Source organism: Pseudomonas sp. TWI923, from assembly GCF_039673365.1.
GTDB lineage: Bacteria > Pseudomonadota > Gammaproteobacteria > Pseudomonadales > Pseudomonadaceae > Aquipseudomonas > Aquipseudomonas sichuanensis.
Window position 1 is genome coordinate 1 of record NZ_JBDJLM010000069.1, and the last position, 19,477, is coordinate 19,477.

Annotated in this window: 20 protein-coding genes; 11 read left to right on the forward strand and 9 right to left on the reverse strand. The window is 64.7% G+C overall.

What is annotated here, in order from left to right; all coding sequences use genetic code 11:
• Positions 1-72: 72 nt before the first annotated feature.
• Positions 73-1,119, reverse strand: coding sequence for a class I SAM-dependent methyltransferase (locus ABE459_RS20845; protein ID WP_323828815.1), 1,047 nt, complete (start codon positions 1,117-1,119; stop codon positions 73-75).
• Positions 1,120-1,312: 193 nt separating this feature from the next.
• Here ABE459_RS20845 and ABE459_RS20850 point away from each other — a divergent pair, with 193 nt between their 5' ends.
• Positions 1,313-1,801, forward strand: coding sequence for a signal peptidase II (locus ABE459_RS20850; RefSeq protein WP_323828813.1), 489 nt, complete (start codon positions 1,313-1,315; stop codon positions 1,799-1,801).
• A gap of 39 nt (positions 1,802-1,840) precedes the next feature.
• On the opposite strand, the gene ABE459_RS20855 is transcribed toward ABE459_RS20850, so the two are convergent.
• A complete protein-coding gene (locus ABE459_RS20855; RefSeq protein WP_323828811.1) occupies positions 1,841-2,680 on the reverse strand; it encodes a type 1 glutamine amidotransferase domain-containing protein in 840 nt (279 codons plus the stop codon).
• 13 nt (positions 2,681-2,693) lie between these two features.
• Positions 2,694-2,999, reverse strand: coding sequence for a putative quinol monooxygenase (locus ABE459_RS20860; RefSeq protein WP_323828809.1), 306 nt, complete (start codon positions 2,997-2,999; stop codon positions 2,694-2,696).
• Between the two features lie 96 nt (positions 3,000-3,095).
• On the opposite strand from ABE459_RS20860, the gene ABE459_RS20865 reads away from it, so the two are divergent.
• Entirely contained in the window at positions 3,096-4,013 is a 918-nt protein-coding gene (locus ABE459_RS20865; protein ID WP_323828807.1) for a LysR family transcriptional regulator, read from the forward strand.
• Between the two features lie 184 nt (positions 4,014-4,197).
• Here ABE459_RS20865 and mqo read toward each other — a convergent pair whose 3' ends face one another.
• On the reverse strand, positions 4,198-5,781 hold the full coding sequence (gene mqo, locus ABE459_RS20870) for a malate dehydrogenase (quinone) (RefSeq protein WP_258704698.1): 1,584 nt from the start codon (positions 5,779-5,781) through the stop codon (positions 4,198-4,200).
• Between the two features lie 235 nt (positions 5,782-6,016).
• Between mqo and ABE459_RS20875 the strand changes: the two genes are divergently transcribed.
• The 5 genes from ABE459_RS20875 (at position 6,017) to yddG (ending at position 12,380) form a co-directional block, all read left to right on the forward strand.
• A complete protein-coding gene (locus ABE459_RS20875; protein ID WP_258704699.1) occupies positions 6,017-6,880 on the forward strand; it encodes a toll/interleukin-1 receptor domain-containing protein in 864 nt (287 codons plus the stop codon).
• A gap of 84 nt (positions 6,881-6,964) precedes the next feature.
• The gene (locus tag ABE459_RS20880; protein WP_125464698.1) at positions 6,965-8,185 is read left to right on the forward strand and encodes a putative DNA modification/repair radical SAM protein; all 1,221 of its coding nucleotides are present in this window, start codon (positions 6,965-6,967) and stop codon (positions 8,183-8,185) included.
• On the forward strand, positions 8,176-9,048 hold the full coding sequence (locus ABE459_RS20885) for a TIGR03915 family putative DNA repair protein (RefSeq protein ID WP_323828805.1): 873 nt from the start codon (positions 8,176-8,178) through the stop codon (positions 9,046-9,048). The genes ABE459_RS20880 and ABE459_RS20885 overlap by 10 nt, the downstream gene beginning before the upstream one ends.
• 157 nt (positions 9,049-9,205) lie before the next feature.
• Positions 9,206-11,377 carry a TonB-dependent siderophore receptor gene (locus tag ABE459_RS20890; protein WP_323828803.1) on the forward strand — a complete coding sequence of 724 codons (2,172 nt, stop codon included), beginning with the start codon at positions 9,206-9,208 and terminating at the stop codon, positions 11,375-11,377.
• Between the two features lie 103 nt (positions 11,378-11,480).
• Positions 11,481-12,380, forward strand: coding sequence for an aromatic amino acid DMT transporter YddG (yddG, locus tag ABE459_RS20895; RefSeq protein ID WP_125859311.1), 900 nt, complete (start codon positions 11,481-11,483; stop codon positions 12,378-12,380).
• Here yddG and ABE459_RS20900 read toward each other — a convergent pair.
• The 5 genes from ABE459_RS20900 to ABE459_RS20920 form a co-directional block, all read right to left on the reverse strand.
• Positions 12,322-12,978: a MarR family transcriptional regulator gene (locus tag ABE459_RS20900; RefSeq protein ID WP_125859312.1), complete on the reverse strand. Its 657-nt coding sequence runs from the start codon at positions 12,976-12,978 to the stop codon at positions 12,322-12,324. The two genes, yddG and ABE459_RS20900, sit on opposite strands and share 59 nt — an antisense overlap.
• A gap of 16 nt (positions 12,979-12,994) precedes the next feature.
• On the reverse strand, positions 12,995-13,627 hold the full coding sequence (locus tag ABE459_RS20905; protein WP_323828801.1) for a hypothetical protein: 633 nt from the start codon (positions 13,625-13,627) through the stop codon (positions 12,995-12,997).
• Between the two features lie 101 nt (positions 13,628-13,728).
• The gene (locus ABE459_RS20910) at positions 13,729-14,208 is read right to left on the reverse strand and encodes a VOC family protein (protein ID WP_258704703.1); all 480 of its coding nucleotides are present in this window, start codon (positions 14,206-14,208) and stop codon (positions 13,729-13,731) included.
• Between the two features lie 74 nt (positions 14,209-14,282).
• On the reverse strand, positions 14,283-15,116 hold the full coding sequence (locus ABE459_RS20915; RefSeq protein ID WP_323828799.1) for an AraC family transcriptional regulator: 834 nt from the start codon (positions 15,114-15,116) through the stop codon (positions 14,283-14,285).
• An 88-nt stretch (positions 15,117-15,204) separates the two neighbouring features.
• Positions 15,205-15,585 carry a VOC family protein gene (locus ABE459_RS20920; protein ID WP_223277154.1) on the reverse strand — a complete coding sequence of 127 codons (381 nt, stop codon included), beginning with the start codon at positions 15,583-15,585 and terminating at the stop codon, positions 15,205-15,207.
• 106 nt (positions 15,586-15,691) lie between these two features.
• Here ABE459_RS20920 and ABE459_RS20925 point away from each other — a divergent pair, with 106 nt between their 5' ends.
• The 4 genes from ABE459_RS20925 (at position 15,692) to ABE459_RS20940 (ending at position 19,435) form a co-directional block, all read left to right on the forward strand.
• Positions 15,692-16,294, forward strand: a complete 603-nt coding sequence (locus ABE459_RS20925) for a hypothetical protein (protein ID WP_125464706.1) — start codon at positions 15,692-15,694, stop codon at positions 16,292-16,294.
• A 93-nt stretch (positions 16,295-16,387) separates the two neighbouring features.
• A complete protein-coding gene (locus ABE459_RS20930) occupies positions 16,388-17,203 on the forward strand; it encodes a protein phosphatase 2C domain-containing protein (protein ID WP_125859317.1) in 816 nt (271 codons plus the stop codon).
• Between the two features lie 136 nt (positions 17,204-17,339).
• Entirely contained in the window at positions 17,340-18,701 is a 1,362-nt protein-coding gene (locus ABE459_RS20935) for a hypothetical protein (RefSeq protein ID WP_125859318.1), read from the forward strand.
• A 161-nt stretch (positions 18,702-18,862) separates the two neighbouring features.
• Positions 18,863-19,435 carry a ComF family protein gene (locus ABE459_RS20940; RefSeq protein ID WP_125859319.1) on the forward strand — a complete coding sequence of 191 codons (573 nt, stop codon included), beginning with the start codon at positions 18,863-18,865 and terminating at the stop codon, positions 19,433-19,435.
• Positions 19,436-19,477: the final 42 nt, after the last annotated feature.

Consider the following 19,477-nt stretch of genomic DNA (forward strand, 5'->3'; position numbering starts at 1 on the left):
GCTCCCACGCTACTGGTGGTGCCGGCGTGGGAGCGGGCTTGCCCCGCGATTTGGCCACTGCAGATTCACGTGTTACTTGCGTGCCTCCAGAATCAGGTTGAACGGTGTCTGCGTCGCCCGCCGGAAGCGCGTGAACCCCGCTTCCTCGAACACCGCCCGCAAGCGTGCCTCCCCCGCCTGCGCCCCCAGCCCCAGCCCAACCTCCTGCGACAGTGAATTGGGCGTGCAGATGAACGTCGACGCGGCATAGAACAACCGCCCCACCGGGTTGATATTGGCGTCCAGGCTGTCCTCGGCGAACGGCTCGACCAGCATCACCGTGCCATCCGCCTTCAGTGCCTTGTAGGCATGCCGCGCCGCGCCAACCGGGTCGCCCATGTCATGCAGGCAATCGAAGAAGCACACCAGGTCCAGATCGTGGCCGAGGTAGTCCTTGGCCGACGCCTGCTGGAAGCTCACCTGCCCGCCCACACCGGCGTCCCGTGCCCGTTCGGTGGCGGTGGCCACCGAAGGCGCGTGATAGTCATAGCCGACAAAATGCGACTGTGGGAACGCCTGGGCCATGACGATGGTCGAGGCACCGTGACCGCAGCCCACGTCCGCCACCTGCGCGCCGGCCTGCAGCTTGCTGACCACGCCTTCCAGCGCCGGCAGCCAATCGGCCACCAGAAAAGTGCGATAGCCCGGGCGGAAAAACCGTTCGGTGCCACTGAACATGCACGGGTGGTGGTCACCCCAGGCCAGCGCGCCATCGCCGCGCATGGCCTTCACCAGCTTGTCCTTGTCGTGGAACAGCGCCGCCAGCACCGCCGCGCCGCCGGCCATGTAGGCCGGCGAGTCTTCCAGCGCCAGGGTCATGGCCTGCTCTTCGGGAAGGGTGAAATTGCCTTGATCGTGCACCACGTAACCGGCCGCAGCCTGGCCATTGAGCCATTCGCGCACCAGCCGCGGCTGGCACCCGGTGCGCTCGGCAAGCACCTCGGGGCTGACCGGCTGGCTGTCGGCCATCGCCCGGTACAGGCCGAGCTCGTCGCCCAGCACCACGTTGGCCAGGGTCGCCGCGGCGCCCATGTCGCCCACCAGCTTGCCCATGAATTCGTGAAGCCTTGCCTCGTCCATGACCTGACCTCCTCTGCTCAGAAGGCCACCGTCGACGAAGTCCAGTCCGGGGCGGTGGTCGGATCGATGATAGGCCCGCAGCAGAACCGGGCCCGGGCTTTAAGTCTAGACCCGCCTGCGCTATCTTCGCCGCGCTGCCGGCACACCCGCCACTACCGGACGGCCGCACCCGTGCAGCAAAGGAATTGCCACCATGTTCTCCAGCCGTACCCTCGTCCTTGTCCTGGGCGTTGCCTTCATCATCATTGACCAGTGGGTGAAGCTGATCGCCCTGGTAGCCCTCGATAACCACAGTTATGTCCTGGGCAACCAGAGCATCTGGCTCGACCTGGCCCTGAGCCTCAACCCCGGCGCCTTCCTCAGCCTGGGTGCCGGCATGCCGGCGCTGCTCAAGCATCTGATCTTCGTGGTCGCCGTGGGCGCGGTGTGCTGCTGGGCCAGCGTCTGGGCGTTCAGGCACTGGCAGGCGGCGCCGATCAAGGCCTTCGCCGCCTGGTTCATCGCCGTGGGCGGGCTGTCCAACTTGATCGACCGGGTGTTTCGCGAGGGGCATGTGGTCGACTACCTGGTGCTCAACATCGGCACGCTGCACACCGGCGTGTTCAACCTGGCGGATATCGCCATCATGGCCGGCGCAGCGGTGCTGATGGTGGATGCCCTGACCAGGCCAGCCAAGCGCTGAGCAACCACCGGTGCGCCGGCCTCAGCGCTTCGAGCACCGTTACTTCCTGGCTCGCGCCAACTGCTCCAGCAGCGCCTTGGCCAAGGCCTTGTCGGAGAACGGATTCTGCCCGGTGATCAGTTCGCGATCGACCACCACATGCGGCTGCCAGGCCTCGGCATAGCTCATGCTGCCACCCGCGCCGGCCATGGCCTTGGCCGGGTAGAACTGCAGGCGCTCACCCTTGAGCGAACCTTCGAACACCTGCTCCTCGGGGTCGGAAAAGATGGTCATGCGGTAGCCCTGATAGCTCCAGTCGCTGGCCGCCGGGGTTTCACCACGGGCCAGGGCAGCGCGGTAGACCGCCGGGTCCTGCTGGGCCGACAGCAGCGTGATCGGGCCATGGCAGATGGCGGCAGTGGGCTTGCCGGCCTGATGGAAATGACGCAACAAGGCACCGACCTCTGGGTTATTGGCCAGGTCGATCAGCGGTGCATGGCCACCCGGGATGAAGATCCCGGCGTAGCGATCAAGGTCACCGGCCAGCACTTCCTTGACCGACAGCGTGTCATCGATGCCCGGCAAGCCCTCGACCACCTGCTGGATGCGCTGCATCTCGGCCTTGTCGCCGCCGAAATACATCGGGTCGATCGAACGCTCGTCCACCTGCGGCGCATTGCCCTTGGGCGTGACCAGCACCAGCGCGTAGCCCGCCTTGAGCAGCTGGTCGGCAGGCACGCCGAATTCGTTGAGGTAATAGCCCGTGGCGTATTGCTTGCCATCCTGGAGCGCCAGCTGGTGTTCGCTGGACAGCAGCACCAGCACTTCGCCCTTGGGCGCGGCGACGGCAGCACCGGCCACCAGTGCGCTGGCCAGGGCGATGGGTGTGAAGATTTTCATGCAGATGTCCTGATCAGTTGAAGGGTGCGAGGTTCAGTGGGCGGGCCAGTTGGACCTGGGTCGGCGCGGCCAGCCACGCGCCAGTGGCGGCGCGGTAGGCCTGGTAATGAGCGCTGTTGCGATGCGCCTCGACCGCAGCCTCATCGACGTACAGCTCAAACAGCTCGAACGCCAAGGGCTCACCCTCGCGGACAAACAGGTCGTAGCGCAGGTTGCCGGGCTCGGCGCGGCTGTGTTCAACCATCAGCTGCAGGGCCTGGGCGGCTGCCTGATAGTGCTCGGGGCTGGGGTGGATCGTGGCGAAAATGGCGATGGACATGGGTATGTTCCGTGCAGGTTCGAATTGACTGGGCCCATGCTAGCCATGGCGTTAGGATTCGATAATTCGAAAGCTCTTATTGCTGCGATTCAAAATATGAATATCACCAACAAAGATCTCAACCTGCTGCACCTGTTCCAGGTGCTCTACGAGGAGCGCAACGCCTCCCGCGCCGCCGAGCGCATGGCCCTCAGCCAGCCAGCGCTGAGCCACAAGCTGAACAAGTTGCGCCACCAGTTTGGCGACCCGCTGTTCGTCCGCGCGCCACGCGGGCTCACGCCTACGCCTCGGGCCCATGAACTGGCGCCGCAGGTGCAGGTGCTGATTGGTCAACTGCAAAGCTTCTTCGAGCGCTGCGATGGCGAAAACTTCCTCGCCCGCCCTGCCCGCCTGCACCTGTACAGCACCGACTACCTCGAGCAGACGTTGCTGCCCAGGTTGCTGCCGATCCTGCGTAGCCAGGCACCAAACCTCACCCTGGTCACCCACAACACCCGTGGCGAATTGCCCCGCGAGGCGCTGGAGAAAGGCACCTGCGACCTGGCCATCGCCGGTTTCTACACCGGCCTGCCAGACACCTTTCACCAGCAGCGGCTGCTTGGCGAGGACTTCGTAGTGCTGGCTTCACGGGGCAACCCAAGGCTGACCGACGGCTTGAGCCTTGAGGCCTTCGTGGCCTGCGAACACCTGATCACCACCCTGACCGGCGACCTCGACGGCCGTGTCGACCGCGCCTTGCGCGCTCTGGGCCATGAGCGGCGGATTGTCGCCGGGCTGTCCAGTTTCATCGCCCCGACGCGACTGGTCAGTGGCACCGACCTGTTGCTGACTTGCCTGCGCTCCCTGGCCGTCGATGCGCTCGAGCGCGACGCCGAACTGTGCATCCACCCGCTGCCGCTGACGCTGCCACAGGTGGAGGTGATGCAGATCTGGCATGAACGAACCCATGCCGATCCGTTGCGGCGTTGGTTCCGTCAGCAGGTGCGGGAGGTGGCGGCGCAGGTGGGTGCGTAAAGCTGCTGGATGCGCTACGGCAACATTGGCTGGCACTTGGCCCGCACGATCTCTGTAGGAGCGGCCTTGTGTCGCGAAAGGACTGCAGAGCAGTCCCGGCGAATTCTGCTTACATGCTGAAACCCTGGGGCCGCGCTGCGGCCCTTTCGCGACACAAGGCCGCTCCTACAGCGGACGTGCAAGTTCATTGTATGGGCGCTGCAACCTCACTGGCCGGCGCCAGCTGCAGCACGGCACTGGTGTAGTCCCACTCCTCCTGCACCTTGTCCGGGTGTTCGTTCAGGCGGATGCCATACGAAGGGATGATCTGCCTGACCTTGGCCTGCCATTCGGGCGTGGCCAGCTTGTCCTTGAACACCTTGCCCAGCAGGTCGAGCATGATCGGCGGCGCGGTCGAGGCCCCGGGCGAGGCGCCCAGCAGCCCGGCGATGCTGCCGTCCTTGGAAGTGACAATCTCGGTACCCAGCTTGAGCACACCGCCCTGGTTCTCGTCCTTCTTGATGATCTGCACCCGCTGCCCGGCCTGCCACAGGCGCCAGTCCGCAGGCTTGGCCTCGGGGAAATAGGTCTGTAGCGCGGCAAAGCGGTCATCGTCGGACTGCAGCACCTGGCCGACCAGGTACTGCACCAGGTCGAACTCGCGCACCCCGACCCGCACCATGGGCCAGGTGTTATGGATCGTGGTGCTGCCCAGCAGGTCCAGCAGCGAACCCTGCTTGAGGAACTTGGTGGAGAAGGTGGCGAACGGCCCGAACAGGATCATCCGCTTGCCATCGAGCACCCGGGTATCCAGGTGCGGCACCGACATCGGCGGCGCCCCGGTGGCGGCGATGCCGTAGGCCTTGGCCATGTGGCGTTGAGCGATGGCCGGGTTGTCGGTGACCAGAAACGAGCCACCCACCGGGAAGCCGGCATAGTCCTTGGCCTCGTCGATGCCGGACTTCTGCAGCAACGGCAGCGCGGCGCCGCCGGCACCGATGAACAGGAACTTGGCGTCGGTGGCGGCCGTGCTGCCATCCTTGAGGCTCTTGTACTCGACGTGCCAGCTGCCATCGTCGTTACGGGTGATGTTCTCGACCTCGGTGGACAGCTTGAGGTCGAAGTTCGGCCGGGTCTGCAGGTAGCCCACGTACTGGCGGGTGATCTCGCCAAAGTTGACGTCGGTGCCGATCGGCGTCCAGGTCACCGCGAGCTTCTGGTTGGGGTCGCGCCCTTCCATCATCAGCGGCACCCACTTGGCGATCTGCGCGTGGTCTTCGGAATACTGCATGGGCTTGAACAGCGGGCTGGCCTGCAGCGCCTCATAGCGTTTGCGCAGGAAGCGGATGTTGTCATCGCCCCAGACGAAACTCATGTGCGGGGTGGTATTGATGAACGAGCGTGGGTTCTTCAGCACCCCCTGCTTCACCTGCCAGGCGAGGAACTGTCGGGTGATCTGGAACGATTCGTTGATCTCCACCGCCTTGCTGATGTCGATCTTGCCGTCCTTCTCCGGCGTGTAGTTGAGCTCGGCCAGGGCCGAGTGCCCGGTGCCGGCGTTGTTCCAGCCGTTGGAGCTTTCTTCGGCAACCTTGTCCAGGCGCTCGACCATTTCCATCGACCAGCCAGGCTCCAGCTCGTTGAGCCACACGGCGAGAGTGGAACTCATGATGCCGCCGCCCACCAACATCACATCGACCTTCTTCGTGTCCGCCGCCTGGGCGCTAGCCAGGCCCAGTACAACGATGAGGCCGGCCAGCCCCCATCTGCTTCTCTTGGTGATTTTCATGGTCGCTCCCGCGAGTCGCAGTGCGTCCCGCTCCGATGCCTACCCGTGCCCACCCGCCCATGCGCCCAACATGGCCCATGACCAGTGCATTCGGCAGCAAGCTTAGCTGACTGGGCTGCTCGAGTAGGGAAAGCCGCGATGTTGAGGCAAGTTCGGTTGCAAAGTACGAGATGCATCCACGATGCTTGATGGCTCTGAAGACCAGAGCACAGGCCATGGACAAGGACATGCATTGATGGACATTTTATGGATCCCGCTATTCGTGGTGCTGATGGCGTTCCTGGTGGTGGCCTCGGTGATCGATCATCGGCGACGCAAGCAGGGGTTGCTCGCCCTGCGCCAGCAAGGGTTCGAGTACATCTTCAATGGCAAAGGCAAAACGTACCTGGCATTCAACCTGTCTGAGGCCACGATCCGCATCGGTAACTTCGGCACAGCGCAGTGTATGCAACGCCCGGTCAGCATCATTTCGCACTTTGAGTGGAAATGGGTCGAGCAGAACGCCGCCAAACGGGAGAACCGCTTCGTGTTCTTCCTCTGCGACCTGGAGATTTCCATGCACGAAGTCTTCTACAGCGCCAACGAACGCCTGGCCGAAGTCGAATGGGCCAAGCTCCAGGCTGTGTACAACCATGCTATCTCCTACCAGACACAGGTAATCGAGCAAATGCCAAGAACCGACACCTACGATCTTTTCATTTCCCACGCCAGCGAAGACAAGGAAGCCTTCGTCCGCCCCCTGGTCAACGCGTTGCAGGCACTGGGCCTGCGAGTATGGTACGACGAGTTCACGCTGGAGATCGGCGACAGCCTGCGCCGGTCCATCGACCATGGCCTGGGTAATTCGCGGTTTGGCATCGTGGTGCTCTCTCCTTCGTTCTTTGCCAAACAATGGACCCAGTACGAGCTTGACGCCCTGGTCAACCGCTCCATGTCCGGCGAGAAAGTGGTCTTGCCCATCTGGCACGACGTGCAGCACCCGGAAGTTTCCCGTTACAGCCACAGCCTGGCAGACAAGGTTGCATTCTCATCGTCGGCGCTGAGTATCGATGAAATGGCGACGGCGTTCCTGCGCGTTGTACAGCGCGAACTGCACTGAAAACACCGCGGCGTATTCACGACACTTGTCTTCTCGACGCCCTATCAATACTGTATGCATGAACAGCACTCATAAGGCATGTGCATGCAACTGATCGCCAAACTCGGCATCCTCGCCGACGCCGCCAAATACGACGCTTCCTGCGCCAGCAGCGGCGCGCCCAAGCGCGGTTCGCGTGGCCGTGATGGGCTGGGCGCCACCGACGGAACGGGCATCTGCCACAGCTACACCCCCGACGGGCGCTGCGTGTCGCTGCTCAAGGTGCTGCTGACCAACTTCTGCCTGTACGACTGCCAATACTGCGTCAACCGCCGTTCCAGCAACGTGCCGCGGGCACGCTTCAGCCCTGAGGAAGTGGTGCGCCTGACCCTGGATTTCTACCGGCGCAACTGCATCAGCGGGCTATTTTTGAGCTCCGGGATCATCCGCTCGGCCGACTACACCATGGAGCAACTGATCCGGGTGGCGCGCCTGCTGCGCGAAGAGCACAACTTCCGTGGCTACATCCACCTCAAGACCATCCCGGATGCCGACCCGCTGCTGATCGAGGAGGCCGGGCGCCTGGCCGACCGGCTCAGCGTCAATATCGAACTGCCCACAGACGCCAGCCTCCAGCGCCTGGCCCCGGAGAAGCAGGCCAGCACCATCCGCCTGGCCATGGGCGTGATCCACCAGGGCCAGCAAGCGGTGGCCAACGAGCCTCGGGCGCCGCGCTTCACCCCCGCCGGGCAGAGCACCCAGGTGATCGTCGGCGCCGACGCCACCGACGACAGCACCCTGCTGCGCAACGCCGAATCGCTGTACCAGGGCTACGGCCTCAAGCGCGTGTACTACTCGGCCTTCAGCCCGATCCCCGACAGCCCCGCCAGCGTGCCCCTGGCTGCCCCGCCACTGCTGCGCGAGCACCGCCTGTACCAGGCCGACTTCCTGTTGCGCGGCTATGGCTACAAGGCCGGCGAGCTGCTGGGCGCAAGTGGCAACCTGGCGCTGGACATCGACCCGAAACTGGCCTGGGCGCTGGCCAACCGCGAGGTGTTTCCGCTCGACGTCAACCGCGCAGAACCGGCGCTGCTGGCGCGCATCCCCGGCATCGGCCTGCGCAGCGTGCAACGCATGGTGGCCCTGCGCCGCGAACGGCGGATCCGCTACGACGACCTGATTCAGCTGCGCTGCGTGCTGGAAAAAGCCCGCCCGTTCATCGTCACCAGCGACTACCGACCGGCCCAGGCCGAACTGCGCAGCGGGCTGTTGCGTGAGCGCCTGCGCGAACCCCAGGCCCCCGTGCAGATGGGGTTGTGGGGGTGATCGCGCTCGATTGCGACGACTGCTTCGCCACCTGGCGCGACCAGGCCAGGCGCCTGCTCGGCCACGGTATCGACCCGGCCGAAGTCACTTGGAGCCAGGGCCCGATGGACGACCTGCTGGCCGTCCCAGAGGCGCTGCCCGAAGGCCCAGGCCCCTTCCATGCCCGGGTGCCGGCGGCCTTGCTGGCCCAACTGGAGCAGGCCGGGCGCTACCGCGGTGAACAGCGCTGGAACCTGCTGTACGAAGTGCTCTGGCGCGTCGCCCACGGCGACCGCACCGCCATGCTCGCCGGCGACCGCCTGGGCAGCGAGCTGCAACGGCGCATCAGGCAGGTCGGCCGCGAAGCCCATCACCTGCATGCCTTCGTGCGCTTCGTGCCACTGCCTGCGGCGCTGGCCGAACACCTGCAGCTGGACCTGGTGGCCTACCACGAACCGGCCCACGATATCCTCGACAGCGCCAGCGGCCACTTCGCCGAACGCCTGGGGCGCCAGCGCTGGCTGATCGCCACGCCTCGCGACGGCGTGCGCTACGACGGTGCGTCGCTCGACTACCAGCGGCGCTGCCCCGAAGCCTGGCAGCAATGGGCGCGCACGGCCGAAGACCCTGACGCCGAGCTGTGGCTGACCTATTACCGCCACACCTTCAACCCGGCCCGGCTCAACCCCGACGCCTTGCGCCAGCATCTGCCCGGGCGGTTCTGGCGCCACCTGCCGGAAGGGCCGCTGATTCCGCAACTGGTGGGCCAGGCGCGCCACGGCAAGCAGCGCGACGGCCAGGCACGGGAAGTGGCGCAACAGCGTGGCAAACAGATCAGCGCCAGCCCCGCGCGGCCTGTCAGGTCGCCTTCCTCCAAGGCTTGAGCAGCCTGCGGCAACCCAGCAAAAAACCTCCGCCCGAATGACAATTGTGAAAAATACGTCAAATTCATATCCGTCCGGACTATGACCGAACGAGAAATCCTGACAGACTTATTGCTAATTATTCTCATAAGCACTAGCAATAAGGATAAAGCCCGGCATGTCTCCGCTCCGCTTGCCCCGCCGCTTCACGCCCACGCGCAACCTGCTGGCCATGGCTGTCTGCATGGCCTCCCTGCCCCTCGCAGTCGCCGCCGAACCGCCGCCAACCGATGCGCCGGCCGTGGTCGAGCTGGGCGCCACGGCCATCGACGACAGCCGCCTGGGCAGCACCACCGAGGGTTCGCAGTCGTACACCACCGGGGCCATGTCCACCGCTACCAAGCTGCCACTGACCATGCGCGAAACACCCCAGTCGGTGACCGTGATCACGCGCCAGCGCATGGACGACCAGGCCATGACCAGCATCAACGATGTGGCCAGGTACACGCCGGGCCTGTTCCTCAACCAGGCCAGCGGCCCGGGCCGCCAGACCTACACCGCCCGCGGCTTTGACGTCGACAACATCATGTACGACGGCATCCCCAGCGCGTACACCGGCTGGGTGGTCGGCGCCCAGCCTAACCTGGCGATGTTCGACCGGGTGGAAGTGGTGCGCGGCTCCACCGGCCTGGTCACCGGCGCCGGCACACCCTCGGCAGCCATCAACCTGGTGCGCAAGCGCCCATTGGCCGAGCAGAAAGTCACCCTGACCGGCGCCGCCGGCAGCTGGGACAACTACCGCGGCGAACTCGACGCCTCCAGCCCACTCAACGACAGCGGCACCCTGCGTGGCCGGGTGGTCACCTCATACCGCGACGCCAACGGCTTTCGCGATGGCCAGCAAGAAGATCACGGCCTGTTCTACGCCATCACCGAAGCCGACCTGAGCGAGGACACCACCCTCACCCTCGGTTTCTCTCACCAGAAGGACAAGACCAACTTCTTCTGGGGCGCCATCCCCACCGACCTCGGCGGCCATCACCTGGACGTGTCGCGCTCGTACAACCCGGGCACCGACTGGGAGAACAAGGACCAGGAGATCAACACCCTGTTCGCCGAAGTGCGCCACCGCCTGGCCAACGACTGGAAGCTGCAGGTCAACGCCAACTACAGCGAGCAGGACGCGCTGTTCCGCGGCTCGTACCAGTCGCGCTGGAACGCCGCCAAGACCCTGAGCCGGACGGTCTACCAGTCGAAGCACGACGAGAACCAGCTGGGCCTGGATGCCTTTGCCAGCGGCCCGTTCCAGGCCCTGGGCCGCACCCACGAACTGGTGGTCGGCGCCAGCAAGCGCCTCTACGACATGAACCAGGACAACTACAGCCCCTACAACACCGACTACCCCCTGGGGGGCGGCAAGCCCGGCTTCGTACACAGCAGCAACAACCGCTACCTGATCAATCAGGAAGGCGTCTACAGCACCACCCGCCTGAGCCTGGCCGACCCGCTCAAGCTGATCCTCGGCGGGCGTCTGGACTGGTACGACTACGACCAGCGCGACAACGACGCCGGCGACTACAAGGTCACCCGCAAGGTCACCCGCTACGGCGGCCTGATCTACGACCTGGATGACCAGCACTCGGTCTACGTCAGCTACACCGACATCTTCACCCCGCAGGACGGGCGTGACGGCTCCGGCAAACCGGTAACGCCGATCGTCGGCAAGAACTACGAGGTCGGCATCAAGGGCGAGTACTTCGACGGCGCACTGAACGCCAGCCTGGCCGTGTTCCGAATCGACCAGGAAAACCGCCAGGTCGAGGTGAAACTGCCGGACTGCCCGCAACTGAGCTGCTACCAGGCCTCCGGCGAGGTGCGCAGCCAGGGCATCGACTTCGAACTGCAGGGGGCGCTGACCGAGCAGTGGCAAATCGGCGGTGGCTACACCTATGCCCGCGTCCACACCGTCAAGGACCAGAACAACCCGCAGAACATCAACAAACCGCTCAACTCCGACACCCCCGAGCATCAGTTCAAGCTGTACACCACGTACCGCTTCCAGGGCCCGCTGGAAAAACTGCGCGTGGGTGGCGGCGTCACCTGGCAGAGCCGCATGTACAACGACATCGCCCTGGCCGATGGCAGCAGCTACCGCTTGATCCAGGGCGCCTATGCGGTTACCGACCTGATGGCCGGCTACCAGGTCAGCCCGCAGCTGGACCTGCAGCTCAACGCCAACAACGTGTTCGACAAGCATTACTACTCGTCGATTTCCGAATCGGTGGACTACGGTGGCGACACCTTTGGCGACCCACGCAACTTCATGCTGACCGCCAAATACAGCTTCTGACATCCGCAGGCGCATGGATGCGCCGCTCCCCAGCTCTGTCGCCAGGCGTGGATACAAACTCTCTACCCGGTTAGACTCCGCGCCTTTTCCAGCGAGCCCGCCCATGGCCAGGATTACCGGACGCAACGCCACCCTCTGCGGCCTCGCCGCGATCCTGCTGTGGAGCACCGCCTCGGGCCTGATCCGCAGCGTCAGCCAGCATTTCGGCGCCATTGGCGGCGCGGCGCTGATCTACACGCTGGGCGCGCTGTTGCTGCTGGTATTGCTGGGCAAGCCACGTTTGCGCAAGGCCTCGCCCTGGTACCTGCTCGGCGGCTCGGCGCTGTTCGTCGCCTACGAGATCTGCCTGTCACTGGCGCTGGGCTATGCCCTGGACAGCACCCAGGCGATCCAGCTGATGGTGGTCAACTACCTGTGGCCGAGCCTGACCGTGCTGCTGGCGATCGTGATGAACCGCCAGGCGGCGCGCTGGTATATCGTGCCAGGCACCGCGCTGGCACTGCTCGGCATCCTCTGGGTGGTGAGCAGCGATGGCCTGTCGCTGGCCAGCGTGCTCGCCAACATTCGCTCCAACCCGTTGGGCTATGGCCTGGCTGCCAGCTGCGCGATCACCTTCGCGCTGTACTGCAACATCACCCGCCGCTACGCCGACGGGCAGAACCATGTAGTGCTGTTCTTCCTGCTCACCGCGGCGGTGCTGTGGCTCAAGTACGCCATCAGCGCAGAAACGCTGCCGGCCTTCAGTACCGGCGCCAGCCTGGAACTGCTTGGGGCGGGCCTGTCCATCGCCGGCGGCTACGCGTTGTGGAACTTAGGGATCCTGCGCGGCAACCTGACCCTGCTGGCCACCGCCTCGTACTTTGCCCCGGTGCTGTCGTCGGCGTTCGCCGCGCTGTGGCTCGGCGCGCACCTGGCCCTGCAGTTCTGGCAGGGTGCGTTGCTGGTTACCCTGGGTTCTTTGCTGTGCTGGCAGGCGACCCGCCAACCTCGCTCGGGCGCCTGACGGCGAAGCGGCACACCTGCCCACCGCGCAGCATGCATTCCAGGTGCTGCGCCTCGCCGCCCCCCAGGGCGCCGATCAGGGCCAGGTCCAGTTCGCACACCGACGGGTGCGCCTTGGCCAGGTGGTGGAACACGCAATTGTGGGCGACGATCTCCGGCTCACCGGAGGAGCGGAAGAACACCGCCGCTTCATAGCCGGCCTGGTTCATGTGCTGCACGATCCGCGCCTCATCGACCACCTCATGCTCAAGGTCGGCAGCCAGCTTGCGCCCCAGGCCACGCAACAGCGCCAGCAAGGCGTCGCTGCCAAGCAGGCCGGCGACCTCATCGATCAGCAGGTTGGCCAGCAGGGGGTACTGCCGCGGGAACAGCTCACGGGCCTGCTCGGTGAGCTGATGCAGTTGCTCCGGCCGGCGCCCAGTGGGCCGGGTGGCACCGCGTTGCACCAGGCCGTCGCGCTCCAGCGCCGCCAGGTGCTGGCGCACCGCGGTACGGGTGATCGCCAGCGCCTGGGCCAGGTCATCGATGCTCATGCCCGCAGGCTGGTGCAACAGCGCATACAGCAGGTCACGCTGGGTACGGCCCAATCCTTCCAGCATTGGCGCAGGCTCCTGTTCAGAATTTGTCGGGGAACTGCTTGACCAACGCCCCGGCCAGGGCGTCGGCCAACACCAGCATGTGTTGGCGCATCATCTGCCAGGTCTGCGCTTCACCGGCGTAGTCAAGGGCCGCCAGCTGGTCGATCTGTGCCACATGGTGGCCGCCATGGGCGCTGAGCAGGGTCAGCAAGGTCGGTTCGGGCAGGTAGGGGTTGGCCTTGGCCAGGAACCCTGCGATGGCCTTGGCGTTGCCCGACAGCTCGTTCACCGCCGCCTGCTGCCCGGCCTTGTCCCTGGCCACCGTGGCATCGCTGTAATGCTTGACCGCGCCCCAGTGCCCGGCCAGCAGCTTGAGCATCTGCTCCGCCGCCGGTTGGCCATACAACGGCGCCAGGCTGTTGGCGATGGTGGTGGCATTGCTTACCACCTGCCTGGCCGCCGTGTCGGCCTGAGCCTTGTTACCGACCTGGTTGGCAACGGCGTAGTTGCGCACCCAGAACACATGCTCGACCCATAGATCGCGCAACGCCAGGCGCGTGCTCAGCGCCGCAGGCTCGGCGGCGGGCGCATCGGTGCTGGCCAAGGCCTGGTTGAATAGCGGCTGCGTGCACAGGGCGAGCAACAGCAGTGCAGCAATCTTGATGTTCATGACGACACCCTCGAAGTGGATGGCCCCCAACAAGGGTAATTTAAGCATCAAAATATGTTTTTATTGGCCGAAGCGCTGGATTCGGACCAATGGTCCACGGCTCATCCCTTGATGGCTTTCTCGATGGTTGCGATGTCGATCTTGCCCATCTCCATCATCGCCTCCCAGGCCCGCTTGGCTGCCGCCCGGTCACTGCCAGCAACGGCCTGGGTCAGCACGCGCGGGCTGATCTGCCACGACAGCCCCCATTTGTCCTTGCACCAGCCGCACACACTCTCCTGACCACCGTTGCCGACGATGGCGTTCCAGTAACGATCGGTCTCCTCCTGGCTGTCGGTCGCCACCTGGAACGAGAACGCCTCGCTGTGGCTGAACGCCTTGCCGCCGTTGAGGCCGATGCAGGGGATGCCCATTACCGTGAATTCGACGGTGATCACATCGCCCTGCTTGCCCGACGGGTAGTCGCCGGGGGCCTTGTGCACGGCGATCACCCGGCTGTCGGGGAAGGTCCTGGCATAGAAATTCGCCGCCTCTTCGGCATCGGTGTCGTACCAGAGGCAGATGCTGTTCTTCGGGGTCATGGGCAGGTCTCCTGTGGTCTTGCGAAAGTCCCACGAGTCTAGCCCCCGTGCTCGCCAGCACTGGCGGTGCGCGATCAGCGGCCGGCCAGGGGGATCCACAGGTCAACGTAACCGCCACCGTGAATCGGGTCGAAATCGGCGCTGTACAGCTCGAATTCCGGCGCATCGGCCGCCTGGTAGCCGGACGCCGGCAACCACTGGTTGAACACGGTGTAGACCGTCTGGTGGATCATCGACACATGGCCCTGGTGGCGGAACACCGCATAGTCCCGTGCCGCCAGCCGGAAGTGGCTGAAGTTCGGCGGCAGGTCGCCGACGCGGGCCACCTCGACCCCGGCGATGTACTCGAAACTGCCGTCGTCGCCGGGGTTGCAGCACACCCCGTAGGTGGCGTCGCCGACCTGGCCGGGCACACGCCCGACGTAGGGGTCGAAAGCCTGCCACAGACCAGGGATGCCTTCGTTGCGCTCGAAGGTGAAGCGCCCGCCGAGGCCGGCGATGATGAAGGCATCGAGGTGTTCGAAACGCGGTTCGGCAAGCGGGATGAAGTCGAGGGTTTTCATGCGCAGGGGCTCCAGCAAGGCAGAGGGGTCGTGGGCCTGGCCGCGCAGCTGGCTCGGCGGCATGCCGAACAGCTCGCAGAAGGCCCGGGTGAACGCTTCGTGAGAGCTGTAGCCAGCCGCCAGCGCTACTTCAAGGATGTCCGGGCAGCCACCGCGCAGGGCCTGCGCGGCACGGCTCAGGCGCCGGGCCCGCACATAGCGCATCACCGGCCAGCCGGTAGCGGCGGCGAACTGGCGTGCCAGGGCGAACGGCGAAAGCCCGAAGTGCCGGGCGACACGGCCCAGGTCCAGGTCGGTGTCCAGGGCCGTCTCGATGTACCACAGGATGTGTTCGATGCTTCGCATTCCCTTGCTCCTCAGTCAGCGCCGCCACACTACCAAGGGTGTTGGCGGGCGACTTGATCGTTCTTGCGCGTAGTCATCGCAACCTGTTTCAGCGAGCCTGTCCTTCGGCTCGATGCTGACTGAAGGCCAGGTGGTAACCGTTGCAGTCACGCACCCCGAACTCTCGCGAACCGTGCGCCATGTCCTGCAACGGCCAGGCGATGTCGGCTCGCTGCTTGACTTGGGCGAAGTAGCCCTCGACATCATCGATGATCAGGTAAAAGGTGCCGGAGCAGGCCACCGGCTGCTGCCACAGGTCCTCTTGGGTGAACACCAGTGTGCAGTCATGCAGGCGTGCGGTGAGGGTCGACTGCGCACTGTCGCTGACACTGAAGCCGAGCACGTCGCGGTAGTAGTCGCGTGTGCCTTTCAGGTCGGTACAACGCACAAGCAGGGCAATGGGCATGCTGGCCTCGTCGATGAAATCCATGTGCTGCGGATCATCACTGTTAACACCCCAGGCGACAAGGGCTGGCAGCGGGCAGCGATAGTGGCACAATGCCTCGTTTGCCACCTGCCCCTATCAAGGAGGATTCATGTTGTCGCGCTCCATCCCGGCCATCCTGACACTGGCCGCCACACTGCTGCTCGGTGCCTGTGCCACAGCCCCGCAGCCCCCCGCTCCACCGCTTGGCCCCGTGCTGCCGAGTACACCGCAACGCAGCCAATGGATCGAACAGACCCTGGCCAAGGACCCGCTCGTCAAGCCCAAGGACAAACCGGCTGTCTATCCGAACAGCGACGAGACTGTGGCCAAGCTGCGCAAAGAGCGCAACCTGCCTGTACCGGATGAGTATTGGGCACTGTACAAACAGAACCTCGACACCCTGCGCGCCGACATGCAACAGCAAAAGCTTACCGTGCGCGCCGCCTACATCGCCGTCTACACCGACCAGCTCAACCGCGCTGACGACCAGACCCTGCAACGCCTCGCCACTGCGCCCGACAGCCTGGACAAGGCCAGCAGCCGGGCCTGGACCCAACGCATGGTCGATCGCCTGCTGACCTACATGGCGGATGACAACAAGGCCACCGTCACTACCCTGCAAAATCACATGCAACGCATGGCACTGATGGACCGGCAATACAAGATCTGCGCGCTGTACAGCGACTGCTGGGACAAGCCGCCGTCCAAATGACCTGGCCGGCGCCAGGTTTGACGCCGGGCGCCGCAGCGTTCAAGGTCGGTGCTGCACAGAGCAACCCAGCCTTTCCCTGACGCGGAGACCGCCATGCATTTCGACCTGATCCAGACCCTGAGCCTGGCCGGCAAGCCGGATGTGCCCAACGATGACCGCCTCGGCTGCGCCGAGCGCCATGCCTGGGTCATCGACGGTGCCACCGACCTCGGCCCAGCCGGCCTGCTCGGCGAGCGTGGTGGTGCGGCCTGGCTGGCGGGCGCGGCGCAGCGTGCCTTCGCTGGCGCTTGCGGGCCTTTGCAAGGTATCTGCGAGCAGGTATTCGACACCCTGGCCAAGGACTACGAGCAAGCCCGCCAACGCGTGCCGCTGGCCCCGTGGGAGCTGCCCCGCGCGGCCTTCGCTGCCGTGGCCCTGGAGGGCGACGAGCTGGTCTGCGCGCACCTGGCCGACTGCGTGGTGCTGCACCGTAGCGCCCAGGGCGTTGCCTTCCTCACCCCGGCCCCCGACCGCGAGGCCGAACGCGCCGAAGCCGCCGCCCTGGGCCCCGGCACCGGCGCCTTCGGTGTGCGCACACCGGCGGTGCTGGCCGACCGCCGCGCCGCCCGCGAACGGCCGCGGGCCGTGCTGGGTGTCGAACCCGAACAGGCCCGCGCCGGCACCGGCTACAGCCGCACCCCGGTAGCCAGGGGCGACGATGTGCTGCTGATGAGCGACGGCTTTGCCGCACTGTTCGACACCTACCGGGCCTACGACCCGGGCGCATTCATCACCCGCCTGCTGAGCCACGGGCTGGCCGACCTGGCCCAGACCCTGCGTGGCATCGAGCAGGACGACGCCGCCTGCGTGCGCTACCCGCGCTTCAAGATGAGTGACGATGCGTCGGCGATCTGGTTGCGGGTGGGCTGAGGCGACCACTGCATCATCAAGAAATGCCCTACAACAATTTGGGAAGCACTCAGGCGTTTGTGGCTTCACACCGTAATTCGCTTCCCTATGATTTCCCCAACGACGCTAGGTACCGTAGTCCAGGGGAGATTCAAGCTTGTCGGAACTTGAAAAAAAACTGCAGCACCTGACCGCAGAACAGATCGAAGTACTCTACGCGCAGTATCTCGCTGGCGAAAAAGTTTCCGTGCTGCTCGATCGCTATGCCATCGACCTGAAACCCACCCAGCTCATCAAGGCCCTGCCACCCCGACTGATCGAAGACCTCATCTGCCCATACTGCAACACGCCGCTGTTTCAGCGCCGCCCCGCCAAGTCCGCCCTGGGTGGGGCAAAGCAACCGGCGTTCTGCTCGCGCTGCGAGCACCAGCACCACTTCCCCTACTATCACCGCCCCCCTCAGGCGTGCCAGTGCAGCCCTTGCCAGCTGGCACGGGAGCAGGCGCGACTGCAGCGTGAAGCTGAGTTGCGCCAGCGCGTGCAAGCGTTCCATGGGCTGGAGGCTGTTACCCCTGTGCCATTTTCCAGCTTGAGCCTGACCCACAAGCTGCAACTGATGGCGTTGTTCGAAGCCCGCAGCGATTGGCGCCTCGACTGCCTTCTACCGGCACGGGCGGTGAAAGGTGATGCCTGCATCGCCCCGTCAGAAGCGATGGAGCAGGCAGTTCTGCAGTCGCTGCGCGAGGCAAAAGTGTTGATGGTTGATCCGACGTCGCCGCTCGATGCCTTCGATTCGGGGCCTACACCCACGCCCCGGTTCGATAGGGTCTACTGGCGGGTCAATGTCAGCTTGGGCGACGGGCAACGCACGAACCTCGCCGACTTGTACCGCGCCATCCATCGCGAACTGTCGCGCGGCCCCATGCCCGCCTGGCGCGAAGAGATTGCCGAGGCCATCCACACCCTCGCCTTAGAAGAGGTCTACGGCTATCTGGAAAGCTACTGCGCTGAACACAGCCTGCCCTTCCAGGCGTGGAAGAAAGGCCGTGAAGTCATCGCGCAGCTGCTGGAAGAGCTACCGGTATGCCAGGTCTGGTACCTCGCCAAACTGGCTGTGAACAATGCAGTCGTGTATTTCAACAAGGGCTCGGTGAGCAAGACCCAAGCCAGCAATGGCATCCCCAACAGCATGCTGGCGCTGGGGCAAAAGGCCGTGGAAGGTGCATGGACAACAAAATGGCACAAGCACAGCGTCAGGTCTCCCCGCTCCGGATTCAGCAAGGCCCTCCACGACCTGCTGCTCAAGCATGACGACTACGGTCGCGAGCGCAGGATTGGCAATTACATCACGGCACTACCGAGCGCAGCCTACGGCCCCGGCACTGCCGAAATCTGCTGCAGTGCCTGCGGTTCCCTGGCCATTCATGTGCAGACGAAGGTCAATGAGACCATCGTCAACTGCAAGGACTGCATGGCGAGATCGTTGCTCCCCACCGATGGCCATCGCCACCTTCAGTAGCAAAAATCACCTGCAATTCATGCGCGCCCAGAAAAGGACTACACGAAAAACGGAAAGCATGAAGTCGATCGCGGGCAAAGTCGGACTCAAAATGTTTCCGCGAACTACAAGAACAGCGGAAAAACTCCCGCTTCATCGACTCATGTACAAGGAAGCACGCAATGCTGATCCAGCCCCTCCCTTCCCACGGCCCTTGGGACCAAGGCATCAGCCTTGACCGACATACCGTGTTCAGCACCCCCATCGGCCTGAACGCACAGGGCCACATGCAGTTTGAGATCCTGCGCACCGACATCGGCGAGGCGCTGTTTCAGCTCAAACATCGCGACGACTACCGGCAGGTCGCCTTCCTCGCTCGTTCGGTGGCCGCCGCCTTGGCCGGGCAACGCTTCGACCTGGTCATCCCCATGCCCGCCAGCAGGCAGCGGCCCTGCCAGCCGGTCCACGAAGTGGCCAGGCAAGTGGCGGTGTTGCTGGGCAGCACCTACAGCGATCAGCTTTTGCTGAAGACCTGGCCCACCGCATTGATGTCCGACCTCGCCAACTATGAACAACGGGCCGAGGCACTGGCCGGCTGCTTCATCGTCAACGACACCCTGCGCCATAGCGCCGATGTGTTGCTGCTGGACGACCTGGTCGACACCGGTGCCTCGCTGGAGGCTGCCTGCACCGCCCTGCGCGAATGCGCCAGCATTCGCAGCATCTCGCTGGTTGCTCTGACGCGCCGGCACTGAACAGGCAAAAAAAAAGCGCCTCACGGAGGCGCCAAAACATTC

Bases quoted from the DNA above. Each gene is read 5' to 3' on its own strand.
- ABE459_RS20845 (WP_323828815.1), bottom strand. From the start codon at position 1,119: ATGGACGAGGCAAGGCTTCACGAATTCATGGGCAAGCTGGTGGGCGAC.
- ABE459_RS20850 (WP_323828813.1), top strand. From the start codon at position 1,313: ATGTTCTCCAGCCGTACCCTCGTCCTTGTCCTGGGCGTTGCCTTCATC.
- ABE459_RS20855 (WP_323828811.1), bottom strand. From the start codon at position 2,680: ATGAAAATCTTCACACCCATCGCCCTGGCCAGCGCACTGGTGGCCGGT.
- ABE459_RS20860 (WP_323828809.1), bottom strand. From the start codon at position 2,999: ATGTCCATCGCCATTTTCGCCACGATCCACCCCAGCCCCGAGCACTAT.
- ABE459_RS20865 (WP_323828807.1), top strand. From the start codon at position 3,096: ATGAATATCACCAACAAAGATCTCAACCTGCTGCACCTGTTCCAGGTG.
- mqo (WP_258704698.1), bottom strand. From the start codon at position 5,781: ATGAAAATCACCAAGAGAAGCAGATGGGGGCTGGCCGGCCTCATCGTT.
- ABE459_RS20875 (WP_258704699.1), top strand. From the start codon at position 6,017: ATGGACATTTTATGGATCCCGCTATTCGTGGTGCTGATGGCGTTCCTG.
- ABE459_RS20880 (WP_125464698.1), top strand. From the start codon at position 6,965: ATGCAACTGATCGCCAAACTCGGCATCCTCGCCGACGCCGCCAAATAC.
- ABE459_RS20890 (WP_323828803.1), top strand. From the start codon at position 9,206: ATGTCTCCGCTCCGCTTGCCCCGCCGCTTCACGCCCACGCGCAACCTG.
- yddG (WP_125859311.1), top strand. From the start codon at position 11,481: ATGGCCAGGATTACCGGACGCAACGCCACCCTCTGCGGCCTCGCCGCG.
- ABE459_RS20900 (WP_125859312.1), bottom strand. From the start codon at position 12,978: ATGCTGGAAGGATTGGGCCGTACCCAGCGTGACCTGCTGTATGCGCTG.
- ABE459_RS20905 (WP_323828801.1), bottom strand. From the start codon at position 13,627: ATGAACATCAAGATTGCTGCACTGCTGTTGCTCGCCCTGTGCACGCAG.
- ABE459_RS20910 (WP_258704703.1), bottom strand. From the start codon at position 14,208: ATGACCCCGAAGAACAGCATCTGCCTCTGGTACGACACCGATGCCGAA.
- ABE459_RS20915 (WP_323828799.1), bottom strand. From the start codon at position 15,116: ATGCGAAGCATCGAACACATCCTGTGGTACATCGAGACGGCCCTGGAC.
- ABE459_RS20920 (WP_223277154.1), bottom strand. From the start codon at position 15,585: ATGGATTTCATCGACGAGGCCAGCATGCCCATTGCCCTGCTTGTGCGT.
- ABE459_RS20925 (WP_125464706.1), top strand. From the start codon at position 15,692: ATGTTGTCGCGCTCCATCCCGGCCATCCTGACACTGGCCGCCACACTG.
- ABE459_RS20930 (WP_125859317.1), top strand. From the start codon at position 16,388: ATGCATTTCGACCTGATCCAGACCCTGAGCCTGGCCGGCAAGCCGGAT.
- ABE459_RS20940 (WP_125859319.1), top strand. From the start codon at position 18,863: ATGCTGATCCAGCCCCTCCCTTCCCACGGCCCTTGGGACCAAGGCATC.